Genomic DNA, 14,185 nt, shown 5'->3' with positions numbered 1-14,185 from the left:
GTCCACGTCTCCGAGATGAGCTGGACGAAGAAGAACGTCCATCCGGGCAAGATCGTCTCCACCTCCCAGGAGGTCGAGGTCATGGTGCTCGAGATCGACCAGGCCAAGCGCCGCGTCTCGCTCGGGCTCAAGCAGACCATGCGCAACCCCTGGGAGGTCTTCGCCGAGACGCACCCGCCGGGCACCGAGGTCGAGGGTGAGGTCAAGAACATCACCGAGTTCGGCCTTTTCGTCGGCCTGCCGGGCGACATCGACGGGATGGTGCACCTCTCGGACCTCAGCTGGGACCAGCGCGGCGAGGAGGCGATCCAGGAGTATCGCAAGGGCGACGTCGTCCAGGCGGTGGTGCAGGAGGTCGATACCGAGAAGGAGCGCATCTCGCTCTCGATCAAGGCGGTGGGCGGCGACAAGTTCACAGAGGCCGTGGGCGGCGTGAAGCGGGGCTCGGTCATCACGGTCGTCGTGACGGCGATCGAGGATGGCGGTATCGAGGTGGAATACGAGGGGATGAAGAGCTTCATCCGCCGCTCCGACCTCAGCCGCGACCGCTCCGAACAGCGCCCGGACCGCTTCAGCGTGGGCGACAAGGTGGACGTGCGCGTCACCAACGTCGACCCCAAGACGCGCCGGCTGGGCCTGTCGATCAAGGCCCGCGAGATCGCCGAGGAAAAGGAGGCCGTCGAGCAGTACGGAAGCTCCGACTCGGGCGCCTCGCTGGGCGACATCCTTGGCGCCGCGCTCAAGGGCGACGACTGAGCGGACCGGGACGCGAATCGATCACGAAGGGGTCCTCTGCCGCCGCGCAGGGGACCCCTTGCGTTCCGGCAAAGGGGCGTCGGCAGCTCTGTTCGTCCCAGCGCTTCGCAGGAAATTTCCGCGAATCGGTCCTCGCACGCGCCTGATGTGTTTCCGCTGCGCCCGCTTTGTGCCTATAGTCGGCGCGAACCAGAACACAGGATCGCTCCGCGGGGGACCGGACCAATGATCCGATCGGAACTTATCCAGAAGATCGCGGACGAGAATCCGCACCTCTATCAGCGCGATGTCGAGCGCATCGTGAACACCATCTTCGAGGAGATCACCGCGGCGCTGTCGCGCGGTGACCGGGTCGAGTTGCGCGGCTTCGGCGCCTTCTCGGTCAAGAAGCGCGATGCGCGTGTCGGCCGCAACCCGCGCACCGGCGAGTCGGTGCAGGTTGACGAAAAGCACGTGCCGTTCTTCAAGTGCGGCAAGATGCTTCGAGAACGCCTCAACGGAAAGCAGTCCTGAATGCGTTACCTCCGCTACGCCATCCTCGCCGTCATCGCGATCGGCCTGGTTTCGGTCGCGCTCGCCAACCGCAGCTTCGTGACCCTGACGCTGTTGCCGGAGGCGTTGGCCGATCTGTTCGGGTGGAATCTCTCGGTGCAGATGCCGCTTTTCCTCGTGATCCTCGCGGGCGTCGCGGTGGGACTGCTTGTCGGTTTCGTGTGGGAATGGATCCGGGAGCACAAGCACCGCGCCGAGATGGCCCGCCAACAGGCCGAGGTGAAGCGGCTGCAGCGCGAATTGCGGCGGGCGAAGGTCAAGGGCGAGGAGGCCGATGAGGTGCTCGCGCTCGTGGACCGCAAGAAGTCGGGCTGAGCGCGCCGGTGACCGCCCCCGACGTGCGGGTCAAGATCTGCGGGCTGACCCGGCCTGCTGACGTTGCTGCGGCCGTGGAGGCAGGAGCGGCCTACATCGGCTTCGTGTTCTTCCCGCCAAGCCCCCGCAGTCTGTCGCCGGAGGACGCGCGCGCGCTGGCGCTCGAGGTTCCGGCCGGGGTCGCCAAGGTGGCGCTGACGGTGGATGCCGACGACGCGGCGCTGGGCGCGCTTCTCGACCGGGTGCCTGTCGACCTGCTTCAGCTGCACGGCCGCGAAAGCCCGGAGCGCGTGTCAGACGTGCGCGCGCGCTTCGGCCTGCCGGTGATGAAGGCGGTGGGGCTGCGCGAGGCCGCCGATCTTGAGAGCATCGACGCATACGCCGTGGTCGCGGACCAGGTGCTGGTCGACGCGAAGCCGCCTGCGGGCGCGGCGCTGCCGGGCGGCAACGGGCTTGCCTTCGACTGGCGGCTGCTGGCGGGGCGCCGCTGGACGGGGCCATGGATGCTGGCGGGCGGGCTGACGCCCGAAAACGCGGCCGAGGCGAGCCGCCTGACAGGGGCGCGCCAGCTGGACGTCTCTTCCGGCGTGGAATCCGCACCGGGACGCAAGGACCCGGACCGCATCCGCGCGTTCCTCTCCGCCGCCGGTGCCGGATAACGCGCGATTAACCGTGTTCGGCGAGAGTGCGGGCATGCCGATGCCCGACCATCTCACGCCCGAACGCTGGCTCGCGCAGGTCTTTTCATCCGGGGAGGCGGCGCGCGGCGGCATCGTGAAGCGGCAGATCGCCGATGTCGACCGGATCGCCGGGCGCGATGCCTTTCTGGCCGAGGTCGAACGGCGCGGGTTCCAGGCGGTGCAGAACGGGCGCCACTACGTGGTGTTCTGCAACGCCTGGCCCATACGGCGCCTGCGCTGAAGCGTCGCGCAAGCCGCTTCGAAGCGGCTTGCAAGCGGTTTGGAAACCGCTTGCAAGGCGTTTTGCAAACGCCTTGCGCTTGTTGCGCGCGCTGCGCCCGGCTAGAAACGGAAGGCAGAATGGGGAGAGCGCGCCATGCCGGACGATCGGACCAACAGCTTCAGAAGCGGACCGGACGGTCAGGGCCGGTTCGGCGATTTCGGCGGGCGCTTCGTCTCCGAGACACTGATGCCGCTCATCCTCGAACTCGAGGCTGAATACGAGCGCGCCAAGACCGACGAGAGTTTCTGGGCCGAGATGGACGATCTGTGGACCCATTACGTCGGCCGTCCCAGCCCGCTCTATTTCGCGGAGCGGCTCACCGCGCACCTTGGCGGCGCGAAGGTCTACATGAAGCGCGATGAACTCAATCACACCGGCGCGCACAAGATCAACAACGTGCTCGGGCAGATCCTGCTTGCCCGCCGCATGGGCAAGTCGCGCATCATCGCCGAGACGGGGGCAGGGCAGCACGGCGTCGCCACCGCCACCGTCTGCGCGAAGTTCGGGCTGGAGTGCATCGTCTACATGGGCGCGCACGACGTGGAGCGGCAGGCGCCCAACGTCTTTCGCATGAAGCTCCTCGGCGCGGAGGTGGTGCCGGTCACCTCGGGCCGCGGCACCCTCAAGGACGCGATGAACGACGCCATGCGGGACTGGGTCACCAACGTGCGCGACACCTTCTACTGCATCGGCACGGTGGCCGGCCCGCACCCCTACCCGGCGATGGTGCGCGATTTCCAGTCGATCATCGGGCAGGAGGTGCGCCGCCAGATGACCGAGGCCGAGGGCCGGCTGCCCGACACGCTGGTGGCCGCCATCGGCGGCGGCTCGAACGCGATGGGGCTTTTTCACCCGTTTCTCGACGACCCCGAGGTGTCGATCGTTGGCGTCGAGGCCGGAGGGCGCGGTGTCAACGACAAGATGGAGCACTGCGCCTCGCTCACCGGCGGGCGGCCCGGCGTGCTGCACGGCAACCGCACCTACCTGCTGCAGGACGACGACGGCCAGATCCTCGAGGGTTACTCGATCTCGGCCGGTCTCGACTATCCGGGCATCGGCCCCGAACACGCCTGGCTGCACGAGAGCGGGCGCGCGCAATACGTCTCGGTCACCGACGACGAGGCGCTGGAAGCCTTCAAGCTCTGCTGCGAGATGGAAGGCATCATTCCCGCGCTCGAGCCCAGCCATGCGCTGGCCCATGTCATGCGGATCGCGCCGGAGCTGCCGCGCGATCACCTGATCTGCATGAACATGTGCGGTCGCGGCGACAAGGACATCTTCACCGTCGCCCGCGCCCTCGGGGTCGAGATCTCGGGTTGACCTTACAGCATCCCGTGGCCAGGCGGACCGCCTAGCTCTCGCTCATCGCGTGGCTTTCGAGGATCTCCAGCGGCACGATTTCCAGTGCGCGGGCATGGGTGGCGGCAAGGTCCACCCGCGGGGCGCAGCCCTCGTCATGCGCCTGCAGGAAGCGGCTGGCGCAGAGGCACCAGCGGTCGCCGGGCTTTAGTCCGGGAAAGCGGAACTCCGGGCGCGGCGTCGAAAGGTCGTTGCCGACGTATTTCGAGTAGGCCAGGAACTCGGCGGTCATCACGGCACAGACGGTGTGGCTGCCGTGGTCGGAGGCGCAGGTGTTGCAGTGCCCGTCGCGGAAAAAGCCGGTCAGCGGGCTTGTCGAGCAGGGCTCCAGCCGCCGGCCAAGCACGTTCTCCGAGGGGTCCATTTCCATGGCATAGCTCCCGTTCGCATGAGGTGCAGTCTAGCGGGCAGAGACGTCAGGGCAACCCAGCCGTGTCACAGCGCCGCCGCGATGGCGCGGAACATGCGATGTTCGAGGCGAGAACGCGCTCCGGTCGCGGAACGCGGGGTCGGCCGCGTTGACCGCGATCACGACGCCGTGCTGGCGGTGAACCCGGACATACTGGTCCCAGACATACTGGGGCATCTGCCGCCCGGCCAGAGCCTCAGAGTCGGCGCGGCGCCCTCCGGATCGCCGTTCGCCTCCATTCCCAGCCAAACGCTTCCATCGGCCGCGCCATCACGGGCGAGCCGAGCCGGGCACGGGACAGCCCCTGTGCCCGGATCGCGCCCGGAATGTTCACTTGAAGCGGTCGATCAGCTTCTGCAGCGGCGAGCGGGAGTCGGGCTCCGGCGGCTGGGGCGCGGACTCTGCCGCTTTCGGCGGGGCCTTCCGCTCGTTGCGGGCCGGCGCCACGCGCTGCGCCACGGCGTTCTGAAAGCGGTTCTCGTCGCCCTCGGCCAGATGCGGTGCGCCGTCCGCGATCCCGCGCAGCAGATCGTCGAGCCAGTCCTCGTCGGCCTTCGCGAAATCGTGCAGCACATAGGCCGAGACCAGTTCCTTGCGCCCCGGATGCCCGATGCCCAGCCGCACGCGGCGATAGTCTGCCCCGATGTGCTGATGGATCGAGCGCAGCCCGTTGTGGCCCGCGTGCCCGCCGCCGCGCTTGACGCGCAGCTTGCCGGGCGCGAGGTCCAGTTCGTCGTGAAAGACGGTGACGTCGCCGGGCCCGAGCTTGTAGAAGCGCATCGCCTCGCCCACCGACTGGCCTGACAGGTTCATGTAGGTCTGCGGCTTGAGCAGCACGACCTTCTCGCCGCCCAGACGCCCCTCGGCGAGCTCGGCCTGGAACTTCGCGCGCCATGGCCCGAAGCCGTGGGCACCCGCGATCCGGTCCACCGCCATGAAGCCGATGTTGTGCCGGTTGCGCGCGTATTTCTGCCCCGGGTTGCCGAGGCCCACGAAAAGCTGCATCGCCTCGCTCCTTGCTGGCGGACAGGCGGGAGTCTAGATGCCTGTAAACTGCGGAAAAGGCCAGAACGGGAGTGGCGCGATGTATCTGACGATGAACCGCTTCAAGGTGAAGCAGGGCGAAGAGGCAACCTTCGAGGAGGTCTGGGCCAAACGCGACAGCCACCTGAAAAGCGTGCCGGGCTTCAAGGCCTTCCACCTGCTCAAGGGGCCGGAGAAAGACGGCTACCGCCTCTACGCCTCGCACACGGCCTGGGAGAGCGAGGCGCATTTCCTCGACTGGACCCGGTCGGAGGCTTTCCGCGAGGCGCACAAGGGCGCCGGCGGGCACAAGGATCTCTACCTTGAGCCGCCGGAACTCGAGGTCTTCGAGACGGTGCAGAAGCTCGACTGACACGAAAAGGGCGGGACCGGCCGGTCCCGCCCGAACTTTGGCGCGCGTCGCGGCATCAGGCCTCTTCGGCCTCGCCCTCTTCCGCTTCGCCGCCCTCGGCCGCCTCTTCCGAACGCAGGCCCGAGGGGGCAGAGATGTTCGCGATCACGAAATCCCGCTCGATCGTGGGCTTCGCCCCGGTTGGCAGGTCGACGGCCGAAATCGTGACGGTATCGCCGATGTCGAGGCCCGACAGGTCCACGGTGATCTGCTCGGGGATGTCGCCCGCCGTCACCAGCAGTTCCACCTCCGGGCGCACGACGGTCAGCACGCCGCCGCGCCGCAACCCCGGCGCGGACTCGTGGCCCACGAACTCGACCGGGATGTAGAGGTTGATCTTGGTCGTCCGGCGCAGGCGCAGGAAATCGACATGCGTGGGCAGGTCCTTGACCACGTCGCGCTGCACCGCGCGGCAGATCACGCGCACGTCCTCGTGCCCCTCGACCTTCAGGTTGAAGAGCGTGGACAGGAAGCGCCCCTTCTTCAGCCGTTTCATCAGCTCGTTGAACGGCATCTGGATCGACAGGGGATCGGCTCCGCCGCCGTAGACGACTCCAGGAACGAGGCCCGCGCGGCGGGCCTGACGAGCGGCGCCCTTGCCCGACCCCGTCCGTTCCTGGACAACAAGATCCGGAATTTCTCCAGCCATGTGTCACTCCAATCTGGCATGTGCAGGGTGCCTCCAAGGCTGTCACCCCGCGTGAAGCCGCGCCGATAGACCGGATCGCGCGGCTTGACAAGGGACAATCAGGGCTCTTGTGGGCTCCGGAACCCCATGCAAGGAGCCTTTCCATGCAGATGCTGGCCGATCTCCGCCTCACGCGCGCACCGGCGGCGGCCTTCGGGGCGATGGCGCTTTTCTGGGGCACGCTGGCCGCCACCGTGCCCGCGCTCAAGGCGCGCGCCGGCATGTCGGACGTGGAACTGGGCCTTGCGATCCTGATGGCCACGACGGGCGCGGCCGTGACGCTTTTCGTGGCCGGCTGGGCCGACCGGGTGGCGGGCCTGCGCGCGACCCGCGGCGCGGCGCTCGTTCTGGTCGCGGCCATCGCCGGGCTGGCGATCGCCCGCGACCCGCTGGCACTGGCCGCCGCGCTCTTCGTCGCGGGGATCGGCTCGGGGCTGATGGATGTCTCCGTCAACCTGCGCATCGCGCGGATCGAGGCGGCCGAGGGACGGGGGCTGATGAGCCTCGCGCATGCGGTCTATGCTCTGGTCTACGCGGGGGCGGCCCTTTGCGCGGGCCTCGCGCGGCAGGCCGGCGTGCCGCTCGAGATCACGCTGGGCGCGGCCGCCCTTGCCGCCTTCGTCATGTCACAGCTCGTCACGGGCACCATCGGCGATGCCGGGGCGCAGGACGCACCGGTCCGCGGCGGCGGGCCGCGCCCCGTCTCGCTGATCGCGGCGGGCGGATCGGTGCTCTTCGTGGGGTTCCTGGCCGAGGGCGCGGCGGACGGCTGGTCGGCGCTTCATCTGGAGCGTTCGGCGGGCGCGGGCGCGCTGGCCGGCGCGATGGGTCCCGTGGTGCTGGGCCTCACGCTGGGCCTGGGGCGGATCGCCGCGCAGGTCGCGCTCCGCTGGGCCGACGAGGCGCGGCTGCTCGCGCTGGCCGGCACGCTCGCCGCCGCCGGCACGGCGCTCGCGGCCTGGGCGCCGGGGTTGGCGGCCACCTACCTGGGCTTTGCCTGCATGGGCCTCGGCGCCTCGGTCCTGCTGCCGCTGGGCCTTGCACTCATCGGGCGCGGCGCGGCGCCTGCGGCGCGTGCGAATGCCATCGCCGGGGCCTCCTTCATCGGCTACGGCGCCTTCATGGTTGGGCCGCCGGTGATGGGCGGGCTCGCCGACTGGCAGGGGCTGTGGCTGTCCTTCGCCTGGATCGCGGCGTCGATCGCGCTGGTCCCGCTGGTGCTTGCCCCCTGGCTCGCCCGCGCCGCCGCCCGCGGCTGACCGCACAGGCGCGCCTCCGGGACCCCGGCCGGCTTCCACCTCCAGGCGCGCTGCAGACGGCGCGCGCCACGACCCCCGCAGACCGCTACCGAAGGGCCGCCAGAGCCGCCTTCAGATCGAGTTTCCCGTCATAGAGCGCCCGCCCCGAGATCGCGCCGGCAACGACGCCGGTGTCCCTGAGCGCGATCAGGTCCTCCAGCGAGGACACCCCCCCGCTCGCGATCACCGGGACCCCGACCGCACGCGCCAGCGCCTCGGTCGCGGCCACGTTGGGTCCGCCCATCGCGCCGTCGCGGTCGATGTCGGTGTAGATGATGGCGGCCACGCCCGCGTCCTCGAAGCGTTTCGCGAGGTCGGTCGCCTCCACCTCCGTCTCCTCGGCCCAGCCGCGGGTGGCCACCCGGCCCGCGCGCGCGTCGATGCCCACGGCGACCTGCCCGGGGAACCTCTGCGCAGCCGCGCGCACCAGTGCCGGATCTTCCACCGCGACGGTGCCCAGGATGACGCGCGCAAGACCCTTTTCGAGCCAGCTCTCGATGGTAGCCATGTCGCGGATACCGCCGCCCAGTTGCGCGGGCGTGCCGGGGCAGGCCGCGAGGATCGCCTCGACCGCGCCCGCGTTCACCGGGCGACCGGCGAAGGCGCCATTGAGGTCGACCAGATGCAGCCAGTCCGCCCCGGCCTCGACGAAGGCGCGCGCCTGGGCCGCCGGGTCGTCGTTGAAGACGGTGGCCTGCTCCATCGCGCCGCGCAGCAGCCGGACGGCCTGTCCGTCCTTGAGATCGATGGCGGGGTAGAGGATCATGACGCCGGGCTCCGCTGGTTTCGGCGCGTCTGTGCCCCGGAGCCGCGGCAATTGCAAACCCGCAACGCCGGGTCAGCCTCGCAAGAAGACCGGCCCGGCGCGACGCCGCCGGCACGCAAGAGGGCGAAGATCGTGCGACACCTGCTGCGGGCCGGTCTCCCGGCGCCGGGTCCGGCGACACCTGCGGCCGCCGATCCGGTGCCCGTCACCCGGCGGACAGGGATGGACGACGGCGCCCATGGCCATGTCGGGATGCGGCTCGGCGATCTGCGGCCCCATCGCGCGCGCCTTCGACGAGGAAGGGCGCGAGATCACCGCGCCGAACGTCGGCAAGCGCGTGTTCCGGGACCTGCGCCCGGTGGGCGCGCGGCACCACGAGCGCCGCGCCTATGTGCCTGCTCAGGATCGGACCCGGGATGGCGACCGCGGGCGCTCGGGCGACAGGCCGACGGTCAAGGGCAGCCTTGGCGCGGTCTGCAAGAGCCGGGACTGGCGCCGCTGGCGCTAGGGTCGCCAGCACAGGAAATTCGCGATCAGGCGCAGGCCCGTGGCCTGGCTCTTCTCCGGGTGGAACTGGGTGCCCAGGATGGTGTCGCGCCCCACGATGGCGGTGACCGGCCCACCGTAGTCGGCATGCGCCAGCAGATGCGCGGGATCGGAGAGCCGCATGTGATAGGAATGGACGAAATAGGCGTGATCGCCTGTCTCGATGCCGTCGAGCAGTGGATGCGGCCGGTCGATCACAAGGTCGTTCCAGCCCATGTGCGGCACCTTCAGTAACGGGTCGGAGGGCACGATCCGCTCCACCGTCCCCGCGATCCAGTCGAAGCCCGGCGTCTTCTCGTATTCCATCCCGCGGGTGGCAAGCATCTGCATCCCGATGCAGATGCCGAGAAAGGGGCGCCCGCGCGCGATGGCCGCCTCCTCGATCGCCGCGAAGAGGCCCGAGTGATCGAAAAGCGCCCGCCGGCAGGCCGGAAAGGCCCCGTCGCCCGGCAGCACCACACGCTCGGCCCGCGCCACCACCTCCGGGTCCGCGGTGACAACCACGGCGCCCGCCCCCGTCTCGGCCGCCATGCGCTGAAAGGCTTTCTCGGCCGAATGCAGGTTGCCGCTTTCGTAGTCGATGATGACGGTGGTCAAGGCGCGCGCCTCCGGCCTCGCTGCAACGCAGGCTCCCTAGCCCAGCGGTGGCGGATTGCCAAGCCGCGCGGCCATAACCCGCTGTGCGCAGGCCCCGTCGGTCTTCCTGGGGTCGTATACCTTCCTGGGTGAATGCGGCGACAGCGGCAGCGGTGTGCAGACAGCCCCCTTGCCGCCGTCCGGCAGCTTCGCTCAGATGCGTTCCACCGTCACCTGGTCGCTCTCGTGAAAGGCCACATGCCCCGCGATCTCGCCCGCGCCGTCGATTGGCGCCTCGTAGCTCCAGGCCGCATCGGGGATCGTGGTCGATTTCGTCACGATCGAGAACCAGCTCGCGTCGCCCTTCCAGGGGCAATGGCTGGCCTTCTCCGAGGGTTCGAGGAAGGCCATGGCGAGATCGCCGCGCGGGAAATAGATCACCGGCGCGTGGCCTTCCTCGTCCAGTTCCAGCGCGGCAGAGCTTTCGCCCAGAACGGCGCCGCCTGCGCGGACGCTCCACTTGCCCTCGGCGGGTCGGATGGTGATGCGCTTGGCCATGTCCCTCTCTCTCCTTCAGATCGGCGCGGTCGCGGCCTCCAGCCAGTCCCGGGCCCGTGATCCCAGCCGCTCCGCCAGCTTCCGCCGGCAGAGCGCGTGATAGGCGTCGAGCCAGGCGCGCTCGGGCCCCGTCAGCATCTCCGACACGATCAGCCGCCGGTCGAAGGGCACATGGGTCAGCGTCTGGAACCGCAGCATCTTTGCCACCGTGCCGCCCGGCAGCGGCGGCGCCTCTTCAACCACGACCAGGTTCTCCAGTCTTATGCCATAGGCGCCCTCGCGGTAGAAGCCGGGCTCGTTCGACAGGATCATGCCGGGCTCCAGCGGCACCTCGCCGCTGCGGGCAAGCCGCTGCGGTCCCTCGTGCACGGACAGGTAGCTGCCCACGCCGTGCCCCGTGCCATGGGCGTAGTCCTGCCCGGCCAGCCAGAGCGGCATCCGCGCCAGCGCGTCCAGATCGCGCCCGGCAAGGCCCTTCGGCCAGCGCAGCCGCGAGACGGTGATCAGCCCCTGCAGGACGCGGGTGTAGGCGGCGCGCTCCTCTTCTCCGGCCGGGCCGATGGGCACCGTGCGGGTGATGTCGGTGGTGCCGTCGGGATACTGTCCGCCGCTGTCCACGAGGAACAGTTCGCCCGCGCCCAGCGTGCGGTCGGTCTCTTCAGTCACGCGGTAATGCACGATGGCGCCGTTGGGGCCACTGCCCGCGATGGTGTCGAAGGAGATGTCGGCGAGTTCCGGATTGGCGCGGCGGCACTCTTCCAGCTTCGCGGCGGCGGCGATTTCCGTCACGTGTCCCGGCGGCTGCGCGTCCAGCCAGCACAGGAACTCGACCATCGCCGCGCCGTCGCGCAGGTGCGCGGCTTCGGCGCCGCGGCGCTCTGCCACGTTCTTGCGCGCCTTGGGCAGCACGCAGGGATCGCGCCCGCGCACCGGCTCGGCCGGACCGGCCCGAAGCGCGTTCAGCACCGCGACCGGGGCGCTGGCGGGATCGATCCGCACCCGCCCCTCCAGCCGCTCCAGCGCCGGGACGAAGGTATCGGGCGGGGCGATCCGCATCCCGTCGCGCAGATGGTCGCGCACGGCCGCGAGCTTTTCCTCCGCCATGAAGAGGTCCACGGCGCCGTCCGCGTGCAGCACGGCGAAGCCGTGGGCCACCGGGTTGCGCGGCACGTCACTGCCGCGGATGTTCAGCAGCCAGCAGATCGAATCGGGCAGGGTGAGCACCGCCGCCGCCTCGCCCGCGTCGTGCAGCGCGCGGCCCAGCCGCGCGCGCTTGTCCTCTGCCGCTTCGCCCGCGAACTCCAGCGGATGCGCCACGACCGGACCGGCGGGCGGCTCGGGCTGATCCTGCCAGATCCGGTCGATGAGGTTGGAGACCGGCAGCAGGTGAATGCCGCTGCGGTCAAGCGCCTGTTCCAGCTTCTCGATCTCGTCGACGCCGTGCAGCCAGGGGTCGAAACCCACCGCGCCCCCGTTGGGCAGTTGTTCGCGCAGCCAGGGGCCCAGCTTTACCTCGGGCCAGTCGACGGGCGTGAACTCCTCCGCCACCTGCGCCCGCACCTGCACCCTGTAGCGGCCGTCGACGAAGACGCCGGCGACCCGCTGCAGCGCCGCGCAGAAGCCCGCCGAGCCGGTGAAGCCCGTGAGCCACGCCAGCCGCTCGTCGCACGGCGCGACGTATTCGCCCTGATGCGCGTCCGCGCGCGGGACGAGGAAGCCGTCCAGCCCCTCGCGCGCCATCTCCTCGCGCAGCAGGCGCAGGCGCGGCGGCCCCTGTTCGGGCCGGCTGGTGGCCTTGAAGGACTGGAACATGCGCCGCTCCCCGAACTCGCCCGCGTGCAAACAACAGGCTGCCGCGCCGGGATGCAAGCCCGCGCGGCGTTTCTCTCGCGGCTGCAGTGTGCCGCGCGCTCCGTAGGGTGCGTGCTTTGCACGCACCCATCTGACACAATCGCCGGGTCACGGTGCGTGCCAGTACGCACCCTACGATCAGCTCGCCTTGCGGATCCCGACCATCCGGGCGCGGGCGCGCGGATCGCTGTCGAAGAGGCTGGCCAGCTGCTCGGTCATCGCGCCGGCCAGTTGCTCGACGTCGGTGATCGTGACGGCGCGCTTGTAGTAGCGCGTCACGTCGTGACCTATGCCGATGGCGATGAGTTCCACCTGTTTCCTGCGCTCGACCATCGCGATCACGTCGCGCAGGTGCTTTTCGAGGTAGTTGGCCGGGTTCACGCTGAGCGTCGAGTCGTCCACCGGCGCGCCGTCGGAGATCACCATCAGGATCTTGCGGGCCTCGGGCCGCACGACCATCCGGCGGTGCGCCCATTCCAGCGCCTCGCCGTCGATGTTCTCCTTCAGCAGGCCCTCCTTCATCATCAGGCCCAGGTTGTCACGCGCCCGGCGCCAGGGCGCATCGGCGGGCTTGTAGACGATGTGGCGCAGGTCGTTCAGCCGCCCGGGCGCCAGCGGCCGGCCCTGGCCCAGCCAGGTCTCGCGGCTCTGTCCGCCCTTCCACGCGCGCGTGGTGAAGCCCAGGATCTCGACCTTGACGCTGCACCGCTCAAGCGTGCGCGCCAGCACGTCGGCGCAGATCGCGGCGATCGAGATCGGGCGCCCCCGCATCGAGCCGGAGTTGTCCAGCAGCAGCGTGACCACCGTATCGCGGAACTCGGTGTCCTTCTCGACCTTGAAGGAGAGCGGCGTGGTCGGGTTGGCGACCACGCGGGCAAGGCGGCCCGCGTCGAGGATGCCTTCCTCGCGGTCGAACTCCCAGCTGCGGTTCTGCTGCGCCTGTAGCCGGCGCTGCAGCTTGTTGGCCAGCCGGCCGACCGCGCCCTTCAGCGGTTCGAGCTGCTGGTCGAGATAGGCGCGCAGGCGCTCCAGCTCGATCGGCTCGGCCAGGTCCTGCGCGCCGATCTCCTCGTCGAAGCTGCGGTCGAAGACCTTGTAATCGGGGTCGGCCTCGGACACCGGGGCAGGGGGCGGCGGTTCGAGCGGGGCCTCGCCCTCGGGCAGTTCGGCCTCTTCGCCCTGTTCCTGATCGGCCAGATCCTCCATGCTGACCTGCGCCTGGCTTTCGTCCTGCGTCTCGTCCTGGCTCTGCTCGGGCGAGGCGTCTGCCTCGTCGCTGCTGTCCTCCTCGCCGGTGCTGTCGGGCTCTTCCTCTTCCTCGGCGCCCTCTTCGGCCTCGTCCTGCTGATCCTCCTCGAGGTCCGGGTCGTCGCCCAGCTGGTCGCCGTAGCCCAGGTCCTCGATCACCCGGCGCGCGAAGCGGGCGAAGGCCGTCTGGTCGGCCAGCGTGTTCTCCAGCCGGTCCAGCGTCTCGCCCGCCTGCTCCTCGATGAAGCCGCGCCAGAGGTCCATGACATTGCGCGCGCCCTCCGGCAGGTCGCGGCCGGTGGCGAGGTGCCGGATCAGGTAGCCCGCCGCCGCCGGCAGCGGCGCTTGGGAAGGATCGGTGATGCCGGCATAGCCCCGTCGTGCGGCGTCGGCGCCGATCTTGGCGTCGATGTTTCCGGCCGTGCCCGGCATGTCGCGCGCGCCCATCGCCTCGCAGCGGGCGATCTCCATCGCCTCGTAGAGGTCGCGCGCCATGTCGCCGCGCGGCGCGTAGCGCGTGTGCGTCCCGGCGTCGTGGTAGCGGCGGTGCAGCGCCAGCGCATCGGCCGTGCCGCGCGCGATCAGCACCTCCTCGCGCGTCATGCGGCGGCTGATCTGCGGCAGGCGCATGGTGTCGCCCGATATCCCCGAGGGATCCACGGAATAGCTGACCGTCAGATCGGGATCGTGCGCCATGACCCTGGTGGCCTCGGCGAGCGCCTTCTTGAAGGGATCGGCTGGGTTGTCGGAGCTTTTCGTCATGCGGGCGTCCCGGCGCTGGGCTTCGCGCGGAAGCTAGTGCGTCGGCCGGCAAATGGCCAGTGGGTCGGCCGGACCCCGGCTGGATCGGCGCGCGGCAGGCGTC

At 69.9% G+C, this 14,185-nt stretch carries 17 protein-coding genes; 9 read left to right on the top strand and 8 right to left on the bottom strand.

Going from position 1 to position 14,185, the window contains the following annotated elements; genetic code table 11:
• The 6 genes from ACLFOB_RS10510 to trpB all read left to right on the top strand — a co-directional run.
• Positions 1 to 756, top strand: a 756-nt coding sequence (locus ACLFOB_RS10510) for a S1 RNA-binding domain-containing protein (RefSeq protein ID WP_410926044.1), incomplete at its 5' end; no start/stop codon positions are given.
• A 225-nt stretch (positions 757 to 981) separates the two neighbouring features.
• Positions 982 to 1,269 (top strand): integration host factor subunit beta, encoded by a 288-nt coding sequence (gene ihfB, locus ACLFOB_RS10505; RefSeq protein ID WP_410916822.1) that lies wholly within the window; start codon positions 982 to 984, stop codon positions 1,267 to 1,269.
• A complete protein-coding gene (locus tag ACLFOB_RS10500) occupies positions 1,270 to 1,623 on the top strand; it encodes a lipopolysaccharide assembly protein LapA domain-containing protein (protein WP_410916823.1) in 354 nt (117 codons plus the stop codon). It begins immediately after the preceding gene.
• A gap of 8 nt (positions 1,624 to 1,631) precedes the next feature.
• Entirely contained in the window at positions 1,632 to 2,282 is a 651-nt protein-coding gene (locus ACLFOB_RS10495; protein WP_410926043.1) for a phosphoribosylanthranilate isomerase, read from the top strand.
• Positions 2,283 to 2,316: 34 nt separating this feature from the next.
• Positions 2,317 to 2,544, top strand: coding sequence for an N-(5'-phosphoribosyl)anthranilate isomerase (locus ACLFOB_RS10490; protein ID WP_410916825.1), 228 nt, complete (start codon positions 2,317 to 2,319; stop codon positions 2,542 to 2,544).
• Between the two features lie 135 nt (positions 2,545 to 2,679).
• Complete coding sequence (trpB, locus tag ACLFOB_RS10485; protein ID WP_410916826.1) at positions 2,680 to 3,906, top strand: tryptophan synthase subunit beta; 1,227 nt, start codon at positions 2,680 to 2,682, stop codon at positions 3,904 to 3,906.
• A gap of 31 nt (positions 3,907 to 3,937) precedes the next feature.
• On the opposite strand, the gene ACLFOB_RS10480 is transcribed toward trpB, so the two are convergent.
• Together ACLFOB_RS10480 and pth are read right to left on the bottom strand one after the other, a co-directional pair.
• A complete protein-coding gene (locus ACLFOB_RS10480) occupies positions 3,938 to 4,315 on the bottom strand; it encodes a DUF2237 family protein (protein ID WP_410916827.1) in 378 nt (125 codons plus the stop codon).
• 369 nt (positions 4,316 to 4,684) lie between these two features.
• Positions 4,685 to 5,359: an aminoacyl-tRNA hydrolase gene (pth, locus tag ACLFOB_RS10475; RefSeq protein WP_410926042.1), complete on the bottom strand. Its 675-nt coding sequence runs from the start codon at positions 5,357 to 5,359 to the stop codon at positions 4,685 to 4,687.
• 79 nt (positions 5,360 to 5,438) lie between these two features.
• On the opposite strand from pth, the gene ACLFOB_RS10470 reads away from it, so the two are divergent.
• On the top strand, positions 5,439 to 5,750 hold the full coding sequence (locus ACLFOB_RS10470) for an antibiotic biosynthesis monooxygenase family protein (protein WP_410926041.1): 312 nt from the start codon (positions 5,439 to 5,441) through the stop codon (positions 5,748 to 5,750).
• Between the two features lie 55 nt (positions 5,751 to 5,805).
• Here ACLFOB_RS10470 and ACLFOB_RS10465 read toward each other — a convergent pair whose 3' ends face one another.
• Positions 5,806 to 6,438 carry a 50S ribosomal protein L25/general stress protein Ctc gene (locus tag ACLFOB_RS10465; RefSeq protein WP_410916830.1) on the bottom strand — a complete coding sequence of 211 codons (633 nt, stop codon included), beginning with the start codon at positions 6,436 to 6,438 and terminating at the stop codon, positions 5,806 to 5,808.
• Between the two features lie 143 nt (positions 6,439 to 6,581).
• Here ACLFOB_RS10465 and ACLFOB_RS10460 point away from each other — a divergent pair, with 143 nt between their 5' ends.
• Complete coding sequence (locus tag ACLFOB_RS10460) at positions 6,582 to 7,736, top strand: MFS transporter (protein ID WP_410926040.1); 1,155 nt, start codon at positions 6,582 to 6,584, stop codon at positions 7,734 to 7,736.
• 85 nt (positions 7,737 to 7,821) lie between these two features.
• Here ACLFOB_RS10460 and hisA read toward each other — a convergent pair whose 3' ends face one another.
• Positions 7,822 to 8,541, bottom strand: a complete 720-nt coding sequence (gene hisA / locus ACLFOB_RS10455; protein WP_410926039.1) for a 1-(5-phosphoribosyl)-5-[(5-phosphoribosylamino)methylideneamino]imidazole-4-carboxamide isomerase — start codon at positions 8,539 to 8,541, stop codon at positions 7,822 to 7,824.
• Between the two features lie 238 nt (positions 8,542 to 8,779).
• On the opposite strand from hisA, the gene ACLFOB_RS10450 reads away from it, so the two are divergent.
• Positions 8,780 to 9,049, top strand: a complete 270-nt coding sequence (locus ACLFOB_RS10450) for a hypothetical protein (protein ID WP_410926038.1) — start codon at positions 8,780 to 8,782, stop codon at positions 9,047 to 9,049.
• Here ACLFOB_RS10450 and hisH read toward each other — a convergent pair.
• The 4 genes from hisH to cobT form a co-directional block, all read right to left on the bottom strand.
• Complete coding sequence (gene hisH, locus ACLFOB_RS10445) at positions 9,046 to 9,684, bottom strand: imidazole glycerol phosphate synthase subunit HisH (RefSeq protein WP_410926037.1); 639 nt, start codon at positions 9,682 to 9,684, stop codon at positions 9,046 to 9,048. The two genes, ACLFOB_RS10450 and hisH, sit on opposite strands and share 4 nt — an antisense overlap.
• 192 nt (positions 9,685 to 9,876) lie before the next feature.
• Positions 9,877 to 10,221 carry a DUF427 domain-containing protein gene (locus ACLFOB_RS10440; RefSeq protein WP_410916835.1) on the bottom strand — a complete coding sequence of 115 codons (345 nt, stop codon included), beginning with the start codon at positions 10,219 to 10,221 and terminating at the stop codon, positions 9,877 to 9,879.
• A 15-nt stretch (positions 10,222 to 10,236) separates the two neighbouring features.
• Positions 10,237 to 12,033 (bottom strand): aminopeptidase P family protein, encoded by a 1,797-nt coding sequence (locus ACLFOB_RS10435; RefSeq protein WP_410926036.1) that lies wholly within the window; start codon positions 12,031 to 12,033, stop codon positions 10,237 to 10,239.
• Between the two features lie 177 nt (positions 12,034 to 12,210).
• Positions 12,211 to 14,082 (bottom strand): cobaltochelatase subunit CobT, encoded by a 1,872-nt coding sequence (gene cobT / locus ACLFOB_RS10430; protein WP_410926035.1) that lies wholly within the window; start codon positions 14,080 to 14,082, stop codon positions 12,211 to 12,213.
• Between the last annotated feature and the right edge of the window lie 103 nt (positions 14,083 to 14,185).

Origin of the sequence: Rhodosalinus sp., assembly GCF_046542825.1 — a bacterium.
Lineage (GTDB): Bacteria > Pseudomonadota > Alphaproteobacteria > Rhodobacterales > Rhodobacteraceae > Rhodosalinus.
The sequence above is the reverse complement of the archived record's forward strand: the minus strand, read 5'-3'. Positions and strand labels throughout refer to the sequence as shown.

Bases quoted from the DNA above. Each gene is read 5' to 3' on its own strand.
- ihfB (WP_410916822.1), top strand. From the start codon at position 982: ATGATCCGATCGGAACTTATCCAGAAGATCGCGGACGAGAATCCGCAC.
- ACLFOB_RS10500 (WP_410916823.1), top strand. From the start codon at position 1,270: ATGCGTTACCTCCGCTACGCCATCCTCGCCGTCATCGCGATCGGCCTG.
- ACLFOB_RS10490 (WP_410916825.1), top strand. From the start codon at position 2,317: ATGCCGATGCCCGACCATCTCACGCCCGAACGCTGGCTCGCGCAGGTC.
- trpB (WP_410916826.1), top strand. From the start codon at position 2,680: ATGCCGGACGATCGGACCAACAGCTTCAGAAGCGGACCGGACGGTCAG.
- ACLFOB_RS10480 (WP_410916827.1), bottom strand. From the start codon at position 4,315: ATGGAAATGGACCCCTCGGAGAACGTGCTTGGCCGGCGGCTGGAGCCC.
- pth (WP_410926042.1), bottom strand. From the start codon at position 5,359: ATGCAGCTTTTCGTGGGCCTCGGCAACCCGGGGCAGAAATACGCGCGC.
- ACLFOB_RS10470 (WP_410926041.1), top strand. From the start codon at position 5,439: ATGTATCTGACGATGAACCGCTTCAAGGTGAAGCAGGGCGAAGAGGCA.
- ACLFOB_RS10465 (WP_410916830.1), bottom strand. From the start codon at position 6,438: ATGGCTGGAGAAATTCCGGATCTTGTTGTCCAGGAACGGACGGGGTCG.
- ACLFOB_RS10460 (WP_410926040.1), top strand. From the start codon at position 6,582: ATGCAGATGCTGGCCGATCTCCGCCTCACGCGCGCACCGGCGGCGGCC.
- hisA (WP_410926039.1), bottom strand. From the start codon at position 8,541: ATGATCCTCTACCCCGCCATCGATCTCAAGGACGGACAGGCCGTCCGG.
- ACLFOB_RS10450 (WP_410926038.1), top strand. From the start codon at position 8,780: ATGGCCATGTCGGGATGCGGCTCGGCGATCTGCGGCCCCATCGCGCGC.
- ACLFOB_RS10440 (WP_410916835.1), bottom strand. From the start codon at position 10,221: ATGGCCAAGCGCATCACCATCCGACCCGCCGAGGGCAAGTGGAGCGTC.
- ACLFOB_RS10435 (WP_410926036.1), bottom strand. From the start codon at position 12,033: ATGTTCCAGTCCTTCAAGGCCACCAGCCGGCCCGAACAGGGGCCGCCG.
- cobT (WP_410926035.1), bottom strand. From the start codon at position 14,082: ATGACGAAAAGCTCCGACAACCCAGCCGATCCCTTCAAGAAGGCGCTC.